Source organism: Longicatena caecimuris, assembly GCF_018406465.1.
Lineage (GTDB): Bacteria > Bacillota_I > Bacilli_A > Erysipelotrichales > Erysipelotrichaceae > Longicatena > Longicatena caecimuris.
On sequence record NZ_AP024510.1, the window covers coordinates 2733321 to 2752888 of the forward strand.

The window sequence follows — 19568 nt, forward strand, 5'->3', positions numbered from 1 at the left end:
TGCAGATGGCTCTTTTCTTTTTCAAATGATAGAAAGTATAAATACTGTGCTTCATATTTTTCATAAAGTATTCGCAAGCCAAAATGTGTTTTCTTTCGGTTTTTGAAAGTTTTTTTCCAACATAGCCACATGAGATAAAAAATCTGCATCATCAAAATATTTTGCCTTTACCAAACAGCTCTGAACACAAGCCTGACATTTTATACAAGTACCGATGATTTCATAAAAGTTTTCAAAAGAGATTGCCCCCATAGGACAATGGGTAGCACATATCCCACATTTGGTACAGAGATCGAGTCTTGTTTTGGGCGTTGCTTTAAGGAAGTGTGCGGGTGTTCCATCTTCTTTGAGCGGCTTATAATACGATAATTTTGTTGTCATCTTTCTTGTAAGGACAGCTGTATCCTTAGATAGGTCATTTTCCAATAGGGTTTGCACAAGTTGCATTAGAAATTGACGTAATGCTTCTTTATCCTCTTCATTAGGTCGAGAGGTTGCCAGTTTCTCTGTAAAGGCATGTTGGCAAGACATAGCTGCTGCACCTATGACACGAAATCCATGCAAATGCAGTTCTTGTATAGCTTCATCTACCGCTTGATCATAAGCACGATTGCCATAGGTAAGGATAGCTAACGCAAGGGTGTTATTCCCTTGCAAATGGTTTTGCAGAAAGGTCAACATCTTATTCGGCAGTCTTCCTGCATAAACACTGGATCCAAACAACACCAACGCATCTTTGGGGAAAACATAGGTTTCTTTTCGCATAGCGGGCAATGTAAAATCAATATAGGTAATCGGAAGATGGAGATATTGTTGTAATGTTTCAGCCGCTGTTTCAATTACTTTTCTGGTATTGCCACAGGCACTGTAATAAACCCCATAAAGCGCTTTTAGTTTCATAAACATCATCCCTTAACCTTTCTTTTCGTTATGTTCATTGTACCGTATATAGCAATTATTTGCATCAAAAAAGCGCTTGGATAAGCGCCTTTTCCTATTATTTTTTCCCCTTCTGCAAATCATTTAACATTTGCAGTACCAGTTTCTTAGAATTGCGGTAGCTTAGATAGAACAAGATCGTAAAGATACCTGTCGGAATTGCAAGTATCAATCCTAGCCATTTCATGACACTGCGCGCTGTTTCGCCTACACTGAGGAATGCATCGTGCATACCTGTGAATCCCCATATAGCCAAAGCACTAAATAATAAACATAGGAAGAAACACATCTTAGCATTTCTTATCAATCGTTTGGTCATCATATCACGATAAGATATCTCGTTCTTCAATTGTTCACGCTCTTTTTTTGTCATCGTACTCTACCTCATTTCATTGTAAAAATCATACCATCCCATACTTCGATTTGCAAGACCTAAAGAAAATCATCCCTTTTGGGAGTAAGGGATGATTTTGAATGTATTGCTAAGTATTATCCCAGCAATCCGCTGACAGAACCTAAGAAACCAATTACCACAAACAGAATTAATACTTTGATTGGAGTAACGTTCTTTTTCGCCATCAGCCACCAAGCGAACAGTACAAACAGCATTGTCAGAATGCCAGGGAATGCACCATCCAGTTTTTGCTGCAACATAACTGCTTTACCTTCAGAGTCAGTAGCGATCTGAACAGCTGAAGTAATGTTAACCCAAGATCCAGCCATCGCACCAACGATAACCTGACCCATAACGATAACAGATTCACGGAACGCAGTTGCCTGTGTACCAACGATCATTTCAACAGCAGAACCACCAAGTTCATAACCCTTGTTATAGATAACTTTCTGGAATAATGTACTTGTTACGTTCCATACTACGATATAGAATAATGGACCTAAGATAGATCCGCCTTCAGCGAAACCTAATGCGATACCTAACAGAATAGGAATGTAAGTACCAACGATCAAAGAGTCACCGATACCAGCCAATGGACCCATCAAACCTGCACGGATACCATTGATCATTTCATCATCAATTTCTTCAGCACCATTTGCACGAGCTTCTTCCAAACCAGCAGTGATACCAACTACGATAGCACCAATCTGAGGCTCAGTGTTGAAGAATGGATAATACGTTCTCATTTTTTCACACTGTTCTTCGTGTGTAGGATACAATTCCTGAATGATTGGCAGCATAGACCACATGTAACCAAATGTCTGCATGTGTTCGTGAGAGAAACAAGTTAAGTTTCCATACCACCAGCGCCAGAAGGAACTATTTAATGTTTTCTTTGAGATTTTTTTCATAATTAAATATCCTCCTCGTCATCATCATCGATGGCAGCTCCGCCGCCACCAGCTTTCACCATCGTTAACTGATAGTTAATCAATGCGAATACAGCACCAACAGCTGTAGCAGCAATCAGTGTTAATCCCATAGATTTAGCCAATGCGAAACCGAATGCGAAGAAAATCAAATCGGTTGTCTTCGTAACAACGGATTTCAGCAGAATAGCAATACCAACAGCAGGCAATACAGCACCAACCGTAATCAGCGCCTTAACATACCATACGTCTGTTTTCAAAGATGCAAAGATTTCCGTAACGGCATCTGCACCATAGTAGCACAGTAAAGTAACAGGCAGGAAAGATAATACGAAGTGTGAAATTAATGGGAATAAAGCATCGACTTTACCGATAATTCCTAAATCACCTTTATCCAATCTAGCCCAACCAATGTGCTGCCAGATCAAGTTCATCATAGCTGTTCCATAGAACAATGTAATACCGATAACACCGGTCATAGCTGAGATACTAGATGCCAAACCTGCAGCATCCTTTCCCGCTAAATCCATTCCAGCAGCTTTCGCACCAACGTAAGCCAATGGAATACCAATGTAGGAAACTGCACGCAAGTCAGAAGCTACGGTTCCACCAGGTGTAACCAGAGCAATCCACATAACCTGCATAGGCATACCAACCAGGATACATCCCGGTACATCACCAAGAATTAAACCGACGAACAAAGATGCTACCAACGGTCTATTCAGAGTGTAGTTACCAACAGTAGTTCCCAAACAAGCAATCGTACTAGCTGCAGTACAACTCATAAGACCAATTAAAATTGCTTGAATTAAACTCATAATAGCATTTCTCCTTTTCCTTTTATATAATCCAATTCAGTTTCAATGCTCCCACCATTAATAACCGAATTTAGATCTGAATTTAGGCCATGAACCAATTGCGGTTTCCTGCAATAATGCAAAGTATACATCATAACCAGCATTTGTCATAGCTTCGCAAGCCTCTGCTTCTTCCGGGATAATGGACTGATTCTGTCCTAATTTAACAGCTCCCGGACGGTCATTACAAGGCCCGATAACAACGCGTTTTACATCACTTGGAACAAATTTATTATCAACCAGGATTTTTTTCATATCAACCGGGTTTTTTGTGATCAAGAAATATTTCTTATCACTGTCAAGCACGGTCTGTGCTTTTTCTAAAAAGTGTTCCATCGTCCAAACGAATACTTTTTTATCAGTAGATGCTTTAAAGGACTGTTTTAGAACCGGCGTAGTTGCTGCTTTATCATTTACAGCAATGATCCCATCACAAGGGAATTCCTTAGACCAACGTGTTACAATCTGACCGTGAATGATGCGGTCGTCAACTCGTACAAAACTAATCATAAACTTTTTCCTCCTTTTTATCTGAATGACTAAATGTCATCATCAGCGTCATCAGCTGCCGTACTGAATTCTGTCATTCCTGCATGACCTTCACTTAGAATGGTCTCTTTCAGTACATTCAAATCATCAAAATTGTCTTTCATTAATACGGCGGTTATTGCCATTGGCATGTTCATACCTGCAAGTACTAACGTGTTAGCCATCATACCTTTTTCATCAAGTACTGCCAGCGCATTCGTAAATGGTGAACCGCTCAAAATATCTGCAAGTAAAATTACGGAGTCGTCAGTATTCAGCGGCTCCACCAATTTACGGAAGTTTTCCGCAAATTCATCAGCACTCATATCTTCACGTAGACTCGTGCTTAATACGTCATCTCTACTTCCTGTCATCATTTTTACAGCAGAATGCAGACCCGGAGCAAATTCGCCGTGGCTGACCATAATCACATATCTCATTAGTATCCTCCTTTTTAATAGACATGGATAGTAACTTTCTCAGGTGTTGCTACACTGTTTTTTCACACAAAAAAGTAAAGCACTACGGATAGCACCATCACTATTTTATTGTATGAAGTATCAACGATATGCAGAATCTCCCAGCGATTCAGTTACCTGTAAGTGCTACATTCCAGAGTGACCAGCTCTTATTTTTCCAGGAATGTAATCGCTTACGCTGTCTTTTTACATTGTTATCTTACATCAGTGGATATGGTATTTCAAGCATTTTGTTTAATTTTTTCACATACATTACAAATGTAATCACACAATTCACCCAAAATTGACACAAAGAACCCAACAAATTATATGGAAAACAGCCTATTTTCTTCGTATATAGATTTTTTTCCTTTAGCTTTTGGCATCTTGCCTGATAACATCCAAACATTACATCCTTTCCATACCGAAATTTGCATGGATATACAACGGTTTATTTCTTTCCCATATTGTAAACCAAACAAGAAACACCTGTAACAAAAAGACAGCCTTTGGCTGTCCAGATCATACGACATGATTATCTTGCTTTATTTCACATAGCTAAGTAATACTCTGGTATCCCCCTGTATGGTAAGATCCTTGCACGCTGCCGGAACAAAGATGCTTTCTGTAAAGAGGAACGGAATATGCATACCGTCACAGATGATTTCAGCATCTTGACCAACATTCGATAAACAATAAAATTTTGTGTGATCCATAATTAATTCATAGGATGCATGAATGTCTACCAGCTTGACACAAAACTCTTCACGCTCTACTAACATTTTCTCCTTTGTTTCCTGTACTTTTTCTAAAGGAGAATGAACCGGTGTACAAACTAAAGCGAAATCCGCAACAGCAAAGCTTTTTTGAATATGCAAAGGACGTGGATTGCCGTTTGCATCTTTACGATTATAATCATAAAAACGATATGTCGTGTTGGAATTTTCCCCAATTTCCAACGCTAAGATGCCTTTCCCTAAGGCATGCAGCATCCCTGCATCAATACATACAAAATCTCCGGCTTTTACCGGAATGCGCCGCACATATTGCTCAACTGTATTTTCCTTTACCGCCTGATACAAAACCTCCTTATCGGCAATGGTCGTGCCAGCTACCAGCGTTGCTCCTTCATCTGCCTCTAAAATATACCAGGATTCTGTTTTCCCTTCATCATTTTCATGTTCATGCGCATAAGCATCATCCGGATGAACCTGGATGGAAAGATTGTCTGCCGCATCCAGAAAAGCCAAACGTAACATACGCTGTCTAGGTACTTCCCCTAGCATTTCTCGCTCTTTCTCATCTAACAATTCCTGCAAAGTTTTGCCGGCATAGTCTCCATTGATGATCTTATTCTGTGCATGCGGATGGGCACTGATCTCCCAGCATGTGCCACATCCACTCTGGGCTTCATGACGCATCGTCGTTAAACGATCATTGGCCCAAATGGTTTTGTCATAAATCGGTTTTAAACGTAATGGATACATAATGTTCTACCTCTTTCTTTTTCTCGCCCCTATTATAATATGAATCACATACAAAAGCAACGAAATGTCATTACATTATGACCTTTCCTACATTTTTCATCTTTTTTTCTAACAATTGTTATAACAATTGCTTAAGAAAATGGTATAATCATAATACAGAAAGGAAAAATGACTGCACATCTTATCGCTGCAGTCAGGTGAATGTATGCAATATGCCATTATAACCGACCAAATTTGTGAAGATTTAGAACGTGCTTTACAAATTGCGAAAGCACATCACTATTCCCATGTGGAATTACACAATGTCTTTGGTAAAAGTATTGAAGAATGTAGTCTGGCAGAAGTCGAGCATATCCGCACGCTCTTACAAACCTATCATTTGGAAGTATCCTGCATTGCCAGTACTGTCTTTTTTCTTTGCCCTTTATATGAAGGCGATCAAGTTTCTTTATTCAATGATTCTTTTTATGCCATTGAGGGCGATATCAACACGCACCTGCGTTATCTGGAAAATGCCTGCCGCATTGCCAAACGTTTAAATTGTCCGCGCGTACGAATATTTCCCTTCCGTTTTCCTGATAATCGCAACCCCCCTTTCGGCGTTCAGGAAGATATGAATGCCATACTGCGTGCGATACGCCTAGCTTTACGGATAGCAAAGGAGTATGATATCACGTTGGTTTTAGAGAACTGTCCATATTCACGATTGCCAAAGGGAATGATGACGATACAGATCATCAAGGCTTTCCAAGATCCACACTTGCGCTTATTATGGGATCCGGCCAATAGTTTCAGAGCAGTAAAAGAAAATGTGCCAAAAGATTATTTACTCTTTTCATTAATGGATGAGTTACGTTATATCTATCCGCAAATAGGTCATATTCACATCAAAGATTATCATTATGATCCTTCCCAGCAAAAACCTTTTGTGCATAAAGAATTATTCGACGGCGATATACCATATGATCAGATTCTGACATATTTACACAATCGCGGTTATGATAAAGTCCTTTCCTTAGAAGCTGAAGTGCCTTTCCAGGAAACCATATCCAGCATGGATAAACTAAAAGACACTTTAGAAAATATCACCTAAAACACCAAAAATGAGGAATTGCCAAATTTGGCATCCCTCATTTTTTCTTTATTTACGATTAGCCTTTATGCCAGCATAGCACTTACGTAATACTTCATAACATTTCCTATAAGATAAGCTTTTGATCCTCCCTTTAACTTTTCATTCACTTATTCATTACAAGATTCTCCACCCTTTGATAATCGATAAACTCCTTTAAATGGATAACAACTACTCAGCGTTATTTATATCTAACTACATGTGTTTCAACCGGATAACCGATAATGATCATTTTTTAATACCCGTTATATGGTAACTTACCAATACATATTTACCGTGTATCAGAAGGGTACATATCACTACGGAAAAGGTTTTTCAAATAAAAAAAGAGGTTGCTAAGCAACCGGATAAATACTACATGAAGCAAGCGTTTTTCATAATCTGTAAACGCTAAGCTTTTTCTGAAACTATAACACATATTTAACGAATAAGAAGATTAAAAATAAAATCAATGGTAAGCCAATTAATACCAGATATCCTACATTGACTTTTTTCTTTAATTGATTCCAGTTCTGCTCATCAAAGTAAAAGCGCTCATCCTGCGTCCGTTTCACAACCCCATTTTCCATCAGATTCGCAATCGTATAAGCGATGACCTGGGTTGGATATGATATATTTTTAAATGCCTCATAACCGACAGCTGTACTTTCTGAGTATGCCTCTTTTCGATGTAATACATCTAATACACGTTTTGCCGCTGTCTGCTGAACTGTTGCTTTTTTCTTTGCCATTTCCTTACATCCTCCTGCTGATAAAAGGAAGTTATTCCTCATTTTGATTGTATTGTATAACACATTGTACCGCTTGCGCAACACTTTTTACGATTCTCTTCCCATGACGCTTTACTTCCTCTTGCGCACTTTCCATCACAAAACTATGCTCTACGCAAGAAAACATCGGCACATCATTATGACCATCCCCAATCACCCCAACTTCATGCTTTTTTAGATGCAGCTTATCCATTAGGGTACAAACGGTGTTGCCTTTATGAATACCTTTTTTAGTTATTTCAATATAGTCGATAGAAGTAGGCAAGACTTCATACTCTTTAAATATTGCCTGAAGCTTAGGCAATAAAGCATTCGTTGTCTGCTCATTGCAAGTATACAAACTGATTTTGACCACACTCGCTTTTGTTCTATGCAAATGTTGGAGTAAATCTTCTTCACTCAGATTGCCCAAATAAGCAAGTGTCTTACGTATAGATTGCCATGCATCCGCTGTATAGGCATGTTTCATCAAAAAGAATTCACGCTCTTCACTACAAATAAAAGGATGACACATCCCCACATAAGCATCCAATTGTTTCATAATAGCAATGACTTCTTCACCATCCATATGATGTTCAAACACCTTATGTTTTTGAATCCATAAAGAGCCTCCATTATTGGCTACGATACAATCGGCTTGTAAATTATGGTGTGTTAACAGATGACGACAAAAGCCGATATCTCTTCCTGTCACCAAACCAAATTGAACACCATGTTCTTGCAGCTGATGAATTGCGTCAACATCAGTCTTATGAATCTTTGGATCATATTGAATCAAGGTACCATCGATATCACTTAATAATAATCGTATCATTGCTTTATCCACCCATAGTGAAGGCAAGCGTTCCATATGCCATCTTCCTCAACATTAGATGTCACATAAGCAGCTGCTTCTTTGACTTTTTCACGGGCATTCCCCATGGCAATGCCATACCCACAGCGCTTGATCATATCCAAATCATTATAATCATCGCCAAACGCCGCACATTCTGTCATATCGATACCGATATGCTTACAAATACATGCGATGCCATCTGCTTTGCTATGCTGTCCATTGATATCATAATATGTCGTATCAAAGGGCGTAAATAATAATTCGGGAAAATGTTCTTTGATCGCTTGCAAATCCTCATGTTCAATTTTTGCCACAGCAGCTAAAGGAAGACTTTTTTGTTGATATATTCTTTGTTCACGCTCATCGCTTAAAATATCCAAACGTCCTAAAAATCCTTCCAGCATATGCGCAATACGCTTATAGCCATGATAACAACGCGCCGCTTCGATACATTGAAACATCAAGGCATCATCTTTGGTGCGAAAGATATCAATCAATTTTTGGGTCTGCTGTTTCGTAAAAGAAAAGCGATGTAATATCTCATCCTTGCTATCTATCACACAGGCACCATTGCTGCAAATAAAATAATCAAATGTGATTTCATCCAGCAGTTTCTTCTCCATGGCAAAAGGAGGTCTGCCACTGGCAATGGCCAGCTTCACTCCTTGTTTTTGCAAATTTTTTAATGCTGTTATCGTGTTGTAACTGAACTGTCTATTACCTTTTGTAATCAGCGTACCATCCACATCAAACACACATAATTTTATCATTACGAATCATCCTTCACCTTTATTTTTTATGTTTCTTACGGTTTTTCCAGTTGTCATAATGAACATCAAATGCCTCACCCATCTTATGTGAAATCGTGATTCGTTTTTCTTCAGTTGATGAAATTTCCGTGTTTTTCATTAAGCCTTTGTTTCGTGTTACGTTCATGATAGAACGGTAACGATAATAAGCCTTTTCATATAAGAAGCCATTGTCATCAAAAATAACACGTCGTTTCACAAGCGTATCCATTCCCATGCTAACGGCAATCAACGCTATTAAACTGTAGGCAAGACGATAATAGTAAACGTTATCCTCCACATATGGGAAAAAGGCAAGGAAAATGCCGGCTGCCATCATTATGGCGAAGAAAATCAAAAAGCCGGTATAAACATTTACTTCTTCATAGTCCTTATGACTGTTTTTGTACTCATTTCTTAATTTTATATTTGTTCTTAACTGCTGTGCGGAACGAAATAACATCCAAATGCCATACCCGATCATAACCACACTGATAAAGGTTTCCATAGTAAATATAGTATCCATAAAAATTTCTCCTTCTTCCAATTTCGGTATTATTATACACTATTTCAAGGAAGAATTTAAGCGGTTACGTAAATCAGTGACATTTGTCTATACCCGTTTATAAAGCAATCCCAAACCTAAAGGGATAATGCCGGATAAACCAATCAGCAATAATGTCATGTCGGCCCCCATGGCATTGACCATTGCACCGGCAATCACAGGGGTAACTAATAATGAAACACCTACATAAAAAGCTGAAGCTATGGTCTGTCCACTACTACGCAAATGTTTTGGCGTCGTATCATCAACCAAAGTTTTGCTGGTGATCATGATAAGCGGATACGTGATACATTGCATCAAAGTGACAACAATCATCATTTCCGGCGATTGCACAAGCGAATAGGCGATAAAACGAAGAATGTACATAAAGGTACCAAACATCATCAGCTTATAGTCACCGAATTTCTTTAACAGCCAAGTACCGGCAAAAAACAGTGGCAGTTCGGTAAATGCCTGTATGCTCCAACGTGCGCCGATCATTCCTTCTTTCGCTCCAAGATTCATCATCTTATCCACCGTCGTATAAATATCTGCCGTTGCGATGACATTAATAAATAGGAAGATCAATACAACGATGATATATTTACGATTGAGCAATAATTCCTTTAAATCGCCGATATGAATACCACCACTTTTTTCCACCTTTACTGCATCTTGCATCATCATCGTCAATAAAATATTCAATACGGCCAAACCGGCAAATACATAACCTAAGGAAGCATAGCCGTAATGTTCAACGATCATCGCCCCAATCGGACTTCCAATCATCCAACCAATCGCCCCAAAGGCCCGAATCGGTCCAAAGTTATTTCGACAGGTTTCACTCGTCTGTAGTGTCCAGCTATCCTGTATTGCCATTGTCGTACGAAACATACCGCCGACTAAAGACATAAAGATCAAATGCAGATAAAAGCTCTTTTCACTTACCTGATACATCACCAAAGCCGCTAAAACAAAGATAATCAATGATAAATTGAAAAAGCATTTATCACTATGGTACTTATCACATAAATAACCGGCAAATAACTGTGTTACAATAGCGACAACAGCCGTACCAGATAAGATAACACCACGTTCTACGACATCATAGCCAACGGATTCCAAAAACGTTTGCATGTAGCCATAAGGCAATACAAATGCCAGATAGCTTAAAAAGTAAAAACCACACAACAGCACGACATTTCTTCGATCTTTTTTCATAGATTCCTCCTGTATTGTTTCCTAACATCCCTTTTCTATTATCATAAACGATATGCTTTCATAAAACAAACCCGATAACGCTGTTCTGATATGGCAAGGAGGTCGCTCTTCATCAGTAGATTGGTCAGATCCTACAACAGTGTTTATCGGGTATATGGCCCATGTCTTATCTGGTCATTCAAAAGTATGCTCATCTACCATGATCAGCTGTTTTACACCTTTTACCATTGTCTGCTCTTCCTCACTGATCGGATTGGTAATCATGACATCATAATCCGAAAACTTCGCAAACTGATAGGTACTGGTCTTGGTAAACTTGCTGGAATCACAAAGCAAAATACTTTTTCTGGATTGGCGAAGAATATGGCGGTTGATTTCCGCATGTTCCATAGAGAATGTCATCGGTCCATCCATATCCTGGAAACCGTCACAGCCTAAAAAAGCAATATCGATGCGAATGGAGTCAATCACATTTGTCGTATAATAGCCAATAAAGGCTCTGCCTTTTTTCTGCAGCTTACCACCGGCCATAATAAGTTCTAAGCCACTGTCACAAATGATATCGCCAATGGGCAAAGAATTTGTCAATACGGTAATATTCTTCTTTAACCGCAACAATTTAGCCAGTTGCAAACAGGTACTTCCTGGATCTAAATAGACGATGGAATCATCCTGTATAAAATCTAATGCCTTGCGCGCAATCCATTGTTTCTGCAGTGTATTTTCCTGCAGTTTCACATCAAAAGGCAACTGATAATAAGCATTGCGAACAGTAGCGCTGCCATGCTTTTTAATTAATACGCCACGATCTTCTAATACTTTCAGATCTTTTCGTATGGTTTCCGTAGTAACATCCAAGGCTCGTGCCAAATCCCCCACACGAACTCTTCCTTCATTCAGAATGATCTCATATAACGCATTTCTTCTGGCATCGCTTGCTTTGGACATTTTCATCAGCCTCCTTTGACACACTCTTAGTTTAAGTATTTCCGAGGAATTCGTCAATTAAAAATCCCAACATTCCAAATTTAAAACATTAATTTTTTTGTTTTTATACAAATTTCCCACTTTTTTCGCAATATTTTAATAATTTCTAATAGAAACAAACTTTTACGATTCGCATATGCTATAATACCTTTGTTTTCAAAGGAGAGCCACTATGACAACATTTGATTTACACATGCATTCTATATATAGTAGTGATGGACAATTCACCTGTCAGGAATTAATCGAAAAAGTAAAGGAAGCCAAGCTGTCTCTTATTGCCTTAAGCGACCATAATACGGCACAGGGCGTTGATGAAATGATGCAGTTAGGTAAGCAAAACGCGATACGTGTGATTCCTGCCATTGAATGTGATACTTTGTTTGACGGATTGGAAGTCCATATCCTAGGCTATGGCCTAAATCATCATACGCCGTATTTTGAAAAGCTTCCTCAGCAGATTGCTCAATTGAAGCAGGGCACGATGACAAAACGCATTGCCAAATTGAATGAATACTTCGATATGGAATTAGATGCACAAGCGTTATTACAACGCTTTGGAACGATGAATCCCTTTCCCGCTATCGTTGACTATTTTCTCAAGGATCCTCGCTATGCAAATAAGCCAGCCTTTCAGCCCTACCAGCCGGGTGGAGAGCGCTGTGAGCCGGCTTGTGTCAATTTTTATTGGGACATGTGCAGTGCCGGTAATCCCTGCTATGTTCATGTACCATATCCCAGTCTGCAAGAAACCGTAGAGCACATCCATGAAGCCGGAGGTATTGCCATTATCGCCCATCCTTTCCGTAATTTCTTCCACCAAGAAGAACGCTTGGAAAAAGCCCTTAGCCAAGGTATAGACGGCATTGAGGCCTACAGCAACTACCATACGCGGGAACAAAATTTATATTATGAAGACTATTGTCAAAAACATCATGTGCTGATGAGTTGCGGCAGTGATTTTCATGGTAAAATGAAACCAAAGATTCAACTTGGTGAATATGGCTATGAAGGTCACCATGCAGAAATAATCTTGCAACAATTCTTGCATGCCTTAGCTAACGATTAGACTGTTGAAACAGTCTTTTTTACTTATGCAGGTGGTGCAAGCCGTCCTATATAAAAAATGAAAAACTTGTATAAAATTGTTGACTAAGGTTAACTTTTATTGTATTATATAGGAGAAGTTAGATAAAGCTAATCATGAGAGATGTGTACTTCCTTTCTTACACATGGCTTATTTCCTCTATAACTTTACAACCACAAGCACTAACTTCCCACTATATGTTTTATATCATTTACAACAAAGAGTCAGGACTGCTCCAGAGCCTGACTTTTTGTTATATATGGAAAAAAGGCAGTCCATTCCTTGCTGCCTGTCATATCATACCCGAAGATTAACCATATATAATGTTTTTTCACAATTATAATTTCCAGAAAATATTTACCTTATCTTCTCATTTTGTATAATTTTATCATCTCCGTTTTATAAAATAATTCTTTTTCTTTTCTCATATAGGACTCACACAGATCTGATAAGAGATTTAACACAAAGATAGCAGCCTGTATATCGTTTGCCTTTCTGGCAGCCTTATAGGCTTTTAAAAATTTCTTTTCTTTTAATTCAAATGGTTTTGTTTCATAGAGATAAGTCGCAAATGCATCAATCATCGCAATGCGATATTCAGAGGATTTTGTGCAATACAATTTTGCCTGACGTATCTGTTCTTTTGCTTCATTACGTAAATTCGTTTTATGATAAGCGTAGGATTTATAAAAATACATCATTTCATGCGTTTTGCTATGTTTTTCTGCCTCATTTGCATATTGTAGCACTTTATCATATTTACCCCATAACAAATTTATCCAAGTGAGATTATTAAAGATTGCAACCATATTAGGCAATGAAAGTTGTCTCATAGCATTTAAACATTGTATATACACTTGTTCAGCCATAGCATAATCATTCAAACCTGAATACAAGTTTCCCAGCAACACATTACACATGACCACACGTTTTAAATACAGATTCTGATTAAATAAACTGATGGCTCTTTTGATACAGTCTAAACCTTCTACATAAAAGCCCTGTTCTACTAAAATAATTGTCTTATGATAAAATGTCATTGCTTGTATTTCAATACTATTACTATGTATTGCTTTATTGAAGTAACTTTCAGCAGTTTTATAATTATAAATATCTGCATAATAAACACCTGCAGTATCATAAAACAGCTTTTGAAGTTCCGGTTCTAAATAATCGATGTATTTATTCAGCCTTTTGATATCTTCTTCATATAAATATTCATCCTCGGCATGATATACACGATAAATAAAGACACCTAACAGCCATATGATATATTCGCCTTGAAATTGTACACTGGATTTCTGTTGATAAAGTTTTTTGTAGATATCCGCCATCGGTTCTGATTTAACAATCGCCGTAAATAGATTCCAGACCATGACAGCTATATTCACATTATCTTCAACCGTATGAAATTCCATGCCGATAACCGCATATAACTTTTTCACCGTTTCGTGCGTAAGATCTTTCTTCCCTGTTTCAAAATCGCTTAATTTAGAAACTGGCACAATTTCTTTGAATTGTGCCAGTCGAAGTCCGGATTCTCTTCTATGTAAGCGAAAGATAGGACCTAAATGTCTGTTCATATTACCATCCTAAATGTTCTGAATTAGCAGGCATCACCTCATACATGCATCCAGTGCCTGTTTCCGGATTGTAACCGCAGTGCTGATCGTGTGTATGACCTCCAACACATGGAGCAATAGCAAAAGCCAGTCCGAAAACCATCATTAATTTCATTACTTTTTTCATTTTATTTCTTCCTCCTATTTATCTGTGTCTTAATTTAACATAGGCAATCCATTTTATCAATAGGCATATTTCCAGAAAAAAATAATGGTTTTTATAGTTTTTCACCTAGATTGTGAAAGCATCTTATCCGTCTTTCCCCATTTTTATACAGAACCATCGAAAATTTACAACACTCCATCTTAATGACTCTATATGTGATATGTTTTTAACACCTTACGTACTGTCTTATTGAAGTTGCCCTTATTTTAATTTTTCCTGACAATTTTGCATTAAGATAATTTTATGTATCATTTATATAACGCAGATACATACCATCTTGCATGGTATGTTGTTTTACGATACAAGCTTGTCCAAAAAGAGCAATTGCTTCTCTTGTGGGAAGCACAATTACCCATACTTTCCCCTGCATTTAGGTCAAAAGATTAGCAATAAAACCATGCAGTTCGAAAAAAGACACGCGTATAGCTTGTTTCGTTCCATATACATAAAACGAAACAAGAACTCAACTTTATACGGTGTTTTTATTTGCTGCTTCTGTCCTTCATTATGACATGCCGCCAATGTAGCGGAAAAGCTTCCTGTAAAATAAGGTTTATCTGTAAGGATCTACAAAAAAAGTCTTAAAAAAAGAAAGCTTTTTAAACTTTCTCATGATCCTTTTGCATATTACGAATTTCTTTTGCCAAAGCATATGCCAGTTTACGATGATTTTCTTCATCCATATGCACACCATCCGCTTTACTGGCACAGGCAACACTGGCGGCATCAAAGAAATGACAATGATATTGTGCACAGATTTCTTGTATTGGCTTTGCCATATGCCTTGCCACCTGATAACTCCTCTCATGGAATTCGCCTACCCATGGTGAAGTTGTCAAAATCGTTTCGCCCAAGGCAATCGGTGAAACTACCAGAATCTTGGGAATGGCATAACGTTCATAAAGAAAGGGATTCTGCATGATCTTAATATTTTCTCTGACCCCCTTCGCTATCATCTCGGCATTCAAATGATACATGGTTTTCAAATCGTTAGTTCCCAGCATCATAATGATAAGATCCAGAGGCTGATGGGTTCGCAATAGCATTTCCAAAACAGCACTGCCACATCTTCCCTTGCCATAAGGATCCTCATGAACCAAAGTACGCCCATTTAATCCCTCTTCAATAATTTCATCCTGTGGCAATTGCTGTGCTAATACCTTCGGCCAACGATGCGCAAAACGCATACCACTTGTTGGATCATATCCCCAAGTATTACTATCCCCATAACATAAAATACGCATAACTTTCCTCCTTTTACATCATTTAAAGCTTTCCCTGTTTTTTAAAATCCAATAATATTTATATTGGCTTTTACTTATGAAACATCATCCCAATAAGTTTTCTAGTTCTGTGCAAAAGCGATATGGATTTTCCGGATACAATAAGACATCCTTTCCTTGTTTGGTATGAATACACACTTTATCCTTCGCATATCCGATATTAAAAGTATCCTGTTGTTTCACAGATACGATTTCATCATAGCGCAAATATCCTCCCTTGCGATTCCACAATGCCTTATGATAACGCAAACCCTCTTCATCAAATACATAAATATTGGTTGGCGTATGAAAGCCATATTGCCATATCGTATAAAAAAGAAACAGCATTGCCAATAGTAAGGTCATATGGCACAACATATCATAAGAAATCGGCAGCATACATGCGATTATCAGGAAAAACAAAACATAATTTGTTATCATTTTACGACTGCGAAAACTCAATTGTCCTTGTTCAATTTCTTTTTCCATAATCATTTTCCCATGCTGATACACTTTATTCGCTGCTAAATAATTTAAGATGGCATAAAGCGGCCATAAATATGCCACCACACGAAAATACAGCGCAGGGAAATCAAATAGAAATCCCAGTGCCCATAATGCATCCATGTAGAAGGACGGCGTAAAGACAAGTGCCGGTACGAGTAAAACCTCAAAATTCTCATCAATTCCAATCACCTGCTGATATGCAAAGCGCAATAAATAATAATAGGTTACAGCACCGATGATACCGACAGATAAATTAAAATAACGATAAGATATTTCTTCCCCATGCATTTCTTTATATCCATAAGCAATGCTGAATATCATAAATGCCAGTAATACTGATCTGGCTAGTTCTATATATAAGTTTTTTAAAGTATCCATCTGACGTTCATCCAATGGTGCTTTTCCTTTTGTTTTTCCATAACGTATGATATCTTTCAACAAGCTTTGTTTCGGCTGTTTCATTCCCATTCCTCCTTATCATAGGACGCATCCCAAAATAAATCATCTAAATGTTTATGCAACGCAATACAGATATTGATACAAAGCTTAATGCTTGGATTATACCTTCCTGCTTCAATCAACCCAATGGTCTGTCTGGTCGCTCCAACTTTTTTTGCTAATTCTTCTTGTGACATATCCAGTTCCATACGGGCCATCTTGATCTTGAGATTTTTCATATCGCATATCCCTTCTTTATCGTTTTTATTATAGGTGGATGAGAGAGGAAAAGCAAGGCTTTATGAAAGTTATATCTTACAAATGCAAAATATATATTGCATTTTAAAGAAACTTACTTTATAATGCAGCTAACAATAGGAGGGACAAAATGAAACTAGAAGTACACGACTTGCATAAAAGCTTTCAAGGTAAGGAAGTACTGCATGGTATATCTTTTTCCATTGAAAGTGGCAAAGCTTTAGGTCTATTGGGGCGTAACGGTGCGGGGAAATCAACAACCATTCGCATCCTGATGGATGTATTCAAGGCAAATCAAGGAATACTCCTCATGGATGGAAAGCCATTTCATGCGAAGGAATATAACATCGGCTATTTACCAGAAGAAAGAGGCTTGTATCCCAAAAAGAAAGTATCTGAACAATTGCTTTATTTAGCTGAGTTACGAGGTATGAAAAAAGCCGAAGCCAAAAGCAACTTGAAAAAATGGTTAAAACGTTTGCATATTGAAGAATATGAATCACGTGTTTTAGAAACACTGAGTAAAGGAAATCAGCAGAAAGTTCAGTTAGCACAGACTTTGATGAATGATCCGGATATCGTAATTTTAGATGAACCATTTTCCGGTTTAGATCCGGTAAATTCACAGATTTTACAAGAAGTCGTACAAGAGCAAATACAAGCCGGTAAGCTTGTCATCTTTTCTTCACATCAAATGAATTATGTTGAGGAATTTTGTGAAGATATTGTAATCTTGCATCATGGCAATGTCGTTTTACAAGGCAACCTAAAACAAATAAAAAAAGCATTTGGTCATAACCGTCTCGTATTACGTCCAAATGAATCCTGTGCTGGCACCTTTGAGGACACTTTAAAACAATGTCAAAATCTGATCAATCTGTACACAAAACAAGCAGAGGATTATATCGTAGAATTAAAGGAAGGTATTGATAAGCAGACGTTGTTCGCATATCTTGTGAATCATCATATTGATATCGACGTATTTAAGATATATGAGGCATCACTTACAGACATTTTTGTAGCAAAGGCAGGTGATGAAGAATGAGAGCCTTTTTTATCGTTTTAAAATTTGAATTAGAAACCATGTTAAAAAAGAAATCTTTTCTCATTTCAACCATTTTAGTAGCAATCGCTGCCTTTGCTTTATTATCCTTCCCCCGCTTTCTATCAAATGACAGCGAAAATAAGGATACCCAAAAAGTTGATAAGGTCATGATCATACAGGATATGAAACAGATCTTACAAGATGACAACTTGATCAAGCAACAATTTCCTGCTTATAAGATTCTGCACACCACGCAGCTGGATGAATTAAAAAAACAGGTAACTGATGGGAAAGCAGATATTGGTTTTGCCATAAACGATGCTACGCATTTCACTTATTATGTAAAAAATTCAAGTTTGCAGGATACACGTCCAGCTAAGTTTGAAGATTTAATGAAAAAACAATACCAAGCAAAGGAATTCAAACGTTATCGTTATGATGCGGCAACCATTGAAGCTATTTATCAAACACCGATTCAATCCGAAACAACCGTGTTGGGAACCGATGGCAGCAGTAATTATTATTACACCTATGCGTTGATCCTCCTTCTTTATATGATGATCATGATTTACGGTAATCAAGTTGGCGTAGGAGTTGCAAGTGAGAAAAGCAACCGTGCTATTGAAATACTAACAACCAGTACAACATCAAATACCTTAATTTTCGGTAAGGTCATTGCCGGCGCAATTACAGGGGTTCTGCAAACTGCTCTTATGTTAGGTTCTTTCCTGTTGGCATATCAAGTAAATGCAGATGTGTGGAATCATGCATTGGATAAATTTTTACACATTCCTTCCATCGTATTATGGACCTTCACATTATTTGGCATGTTAGGCTATTTGCTCTTCAACTTCCTGTTTGGGGCGATTGGTGCTTTATGTTCGAAAGTCGAAGAAGTTAATGGGGCAACCATGCCGATTCAGCTACTGATTATCGCAGTTTTCATCTTGAGTTATGTAAGCTTGCAGATGCCGGATACGCTTCTTGCCAAAATCGTTGGTTTTGTACCCTTTACTTCCTGGATGTGTATGTTCATCAATGTTGCCGTTGGCTCTGCTACCGTATGGGAAATCATTATTTCCTGGTGCCTATTGGCAGTTACGACCATTGCCATGGGAATTTTAGGGGCGCGCTTATATCGCAGAGGAACATTGAGTTATGGCAATACGGTTTCATTAAAAACAATCGTACAAGCCTTACGTCATCATGAATAAAAAAATATTATAAATCATAACCGAAGTCATTTGTTTCTATATTCTGCTTGTAAACAAATGGCTTTTCTTATGGTTATTTTGAAAACTAACAGACATCCTTGAT

22 protein-coding genes are annotated in these 19568 nt (G+C 37.9%); 4 read left to right on the forward strand and 18 right to left on the reverse strand.

Translation table 11 applies throughout. The annotated features are described in order from the left end of the window. Positions 1-60: 60 nt before the first annotated feature. The 7 genes from KJS44_RS12810 to KJS44_RS12840 all read right to left on the reverse strand — a co-directional run bounded on the left by KJS44_RS12810 (position 61) and on the right by KJS44_RS12840 (position 5592). Positions 61-900, reverse strand: coding sequence for an EFR1 family ferrodoxin (locus KJS44_RS12810; RefSeq protein ID WP_017144759.1), 840 nt, complete (start codon positions 898-900; stop codon positions 61-63). Positions 901-997: 97 nt separating this feature from the next. Continuing rightward, positions 998-1312, reverse strand: a complete 315-nt coding sequence (locus tag KJS44_RS12815; protein ID WP_008690715.1) for a hypothetical protein — start codon at positions 1310-1312, stop codon at positions 998-1000. A gap of 116 nt (positions 1313-1428) precedes the next feature. Next, on the reverse strand, positions 1429-2244 hold the full coding sequence (locus KJS44_RS12820) for a PTS system mannose/fructose/sorbose family transporter subunit IID (protein ID WP_008690714.1): 816 nt from the start codon (positions 2242-2244) through the stop codon (positions 1429-1431). 2 nt (positions 2245-2246) lie between these two features. Then, positions 2247-3080 (reverse strand): PTS sugar transporter subunit IIC, encoded by an 834-nt coding sequence (locus KJS44_RS12825; RefSeq protein ID WP_008690712.1) that lies wholly within the window; start codon positions 3078-3080, stop codon positions 2247-2249. A 57-nt stretch (positions 3081-3137) separates the two neighbouring features. Further along, positions 3138-3629, reverse strand: coding sequence for a PTS system mannose/fructose/N-acetylgalactosamine-transporter subunit IIB (locus KJS44_RS12830; protein ID WP_008690711.1), 492 nt, complete (start codon positions 3627-3629; stop codon positions 3138-3140). A gap of 29 nt (positions 3630-3658) precedes the next feature. Beyond that, complete coding sequence (locus KJS44_RS12835) at positions 3659-4087, reverse strand: PTS sugar transporter subunit IIA (protein ID WP_008690710.1); 429 nt, start codon at positions 4085-4087, stop codon at positions 3659-3661. A 563-nt stretch (positions 4088-4650) separates the two neighbouring features. Then, positions 4651-5592, reverse strand: a complete 942-nt coding sequence (locus KJS44_RS12840) for a type I phosphomannose isomerase catalytic subunit (RefSeq protein ID WP_008690709.1) — start codon at positions 5590-5592, stop codon at positions 4651-4653. Between the two features lie 205 nt (positions 5593-5797). Between KJS44_RS12840 and KJS44_RS12845 the strand changes: the two genes are divergently transcribed. Continuing rightward, the gene (locus tag KJS44_RS12845; protein WP_213540135.1) at positions 5798-6685 is read left to right on the forward strand and encodes a sugar phosphate isomerase/epimerase family protein; all 888 of its coding nucleotides are present in this window, start codon (positions 5798-5800) and stop codon (positions 6683-6685) included. A gap of 446 nt (positions 6686-7131) precedes the next feature. Here KJS44_RS12845 and KJS44_RS12850 read toward each other — a convergent pair whose 3' ends face one another. The 6 genes from KJS44_RS12850 to KJS44_RS12875 all read right to left on the reverse strand — a co-directional run bounded on the left by KJS44_RS12850 (position 7132) and on the right by KJS44_RS12875 (position 11830). Beyond that, complete coding sequence (locus tag KJS44_RS12850) at positions 7132-7455, reverse strand: hypothetical protein (RefSeq protein WP_008690707.1); 324 nt, start codon at positions 7453-7455, stop codon at positions 7132-7134. A 31-nt stretch (positions 7456-7486) separates the two neighbouring features. Next, the gene (locus KJS44_RS12855) at positions 7487-8344 is read right to left on the reverse strand and encodes a Cof-type HAD-IIB family hydrolase (RefSeq protein ID WP_008690706.1); all 858 of its coding nucleotides are present in this window, start codon (positions 8342-8344) and stop codon (positions 7487-7489) included. Further along, on the reverse strand, positions 8305-9099 hold the full coding sequence (locus tag KJS44_RS12860) for a Cof-type HAD-IIB family hydrolase (RefSeq protein WP_008690705.1): 795 nt from the start codon (positions 9097-9099) through the stop codon (positions 8305-8307). Before KJS44_RS12860 ends, KJS44_RS12855 begins: the two co-directional genes overlap by 40 nt. A 19-nt stretch (positions 9100-9118) precedes the next feature. Then, entirely contained in the window at positions 9119-9643 is a 525-nt protein-coding gene (locus tag KJS44_RS12865) for a hypothetical protein (protein WP_008690704.1), read from the reverse strand. A gap of 87 nt (positions 9644-9730) precedes the next feature. After that, complete coding sequence (locus KJS44_RS12870; protein WP_008690702.1) at positions 9731-10882, reverse strand: MFS transporter; 1152 nt, start codon at positions 10880-10882, stop codon at positions 9731-9733. Between the two features lie 174 nt (positions 10883-11056). Then, complete coding sequence (locus KJS44_RS12875) at positions 11057-11830, reverse strand: DeoR/GlpR family DNA-binding transcription regulator (protein ID WP_008690700.1); 774 nt, start codon at positions 11828-11830, stop codon at positions 11057-11059. Between the two features lie 211 nt (positions 11831-12041). On the opposite strand from KJS44_RS12875, the gene KJS44_RS12880 reads away from it, so the two are divergent. Then, complete coding sequence (locus KJS44_RS12880) at positions 12042-12935, forward strand: PHP domain-containing protein (protein WP_008690699.1); 894 nt, start codon at positions 12042-12044, stop codon at positions 12933-12935. A 380-nt stretch (positions 12936-13315) separates the two neighbouring features. On the opposite strand, the gene KJS44_RS12885 is transcribed toward KJS44_RS12880, so the two are convergent. The 5 genes from KJS44_RS12885 to KJS44_RS12905 all read right to left on the reverse strand — a co-directional run bounded on the left by KJS44_RS12885 (position 13316) and on the right by KJS44_RS12905 (position 17187). Then, entirely contained in the window at positions 13316-14536 is a 1221-nt protein-coding gene (locus KJS44_RS12885; protein ID WP_213540136.1) for a tetratricopeptide repeat protein, read from the reverse strand. Position 14537: 1 nt separating this feature from the next. Next, the gene (locus KJS44_RS12890) at positions 14538-14702 is read right to left on the reverse strand and encodes a hypothetical protein (RefSeq protein ID WP_008690697.1); all 165 of its coding nucleotides are present in this window, start codon (positions 14700-14702) and stop codon (positions 14538-14540) included. Positions 14703-15340: 638 nt separating this feature from the next. After that, the gene (locus KJS44_RS12895; protein ID WP_008690696.1) at positions 15341-15985 is read right to left on the reverse strand and encodes an SGNH/GDSL hydrolase family protein; all 645 of its coding nucleotides are present in this window, start codon (positions 15983-15985) and stop codon (positions 15341-15343) included. An 84-nt stretch (positions 15986-16069) separates the two neighbouring features. Then, a complete protein-coding gene (locus tag KJS44_RS12900) occupies positions 16070-16972 on the reverse strand; it encodes a hypothetical protein (RefSeq protein WP_008690695.1) in 903 nt (300 codons plus the stop codon). Next, a complete protein-coding gene (locus tag KJS44_RS12905) occupies positions 16969-17187 on the reverse strand; it encodes a helix-turn-helix transcriptional regulator (protein WP_008690694.1) in 219 nt (72 codons plus the stop codon). Before KJS44_RS12905 ends, KJS44_RS12900 begins: the two co-directional genes overlap by 4 nt. A gap of 149 nt (positions 17188-17336) precedes the next feature. On the opposite strand from KJS44_RS12905, the gene KJS44_RS12910 reads away from it, so the two are divergent. Both KJS44_RS12910 and KJS44_RS12915 read left to right on the forward strand, forming a co-directional pair. Beyond that, positions 17337-18251, forward strand: a complete 915-nt coding sequence (locus KJS44_RS12910; RefSeq protein WP_008690693.1) for an ABC transporter ATP-binding protein — start codon at positions 17337-17339, stop codon at positions 18249-18251. Then, on the forward strand, positions 18248-19465 hold the full coding sequence (locus KJS44_RS12915; RefSeq protein WP_008690690.1) for an ABC transporter permease: 1218 nt from the start codon (positions 18248-18250) through the stop codon (positions 19463-19465). The genes KJS44_RS12910 and KJS44_RS12915 overlap by 4 nt, the downstream gene beginning before the upstream one ends. The last annotated feature ends 103 nt before the right edge of the window (positions 19466-19568 follow it).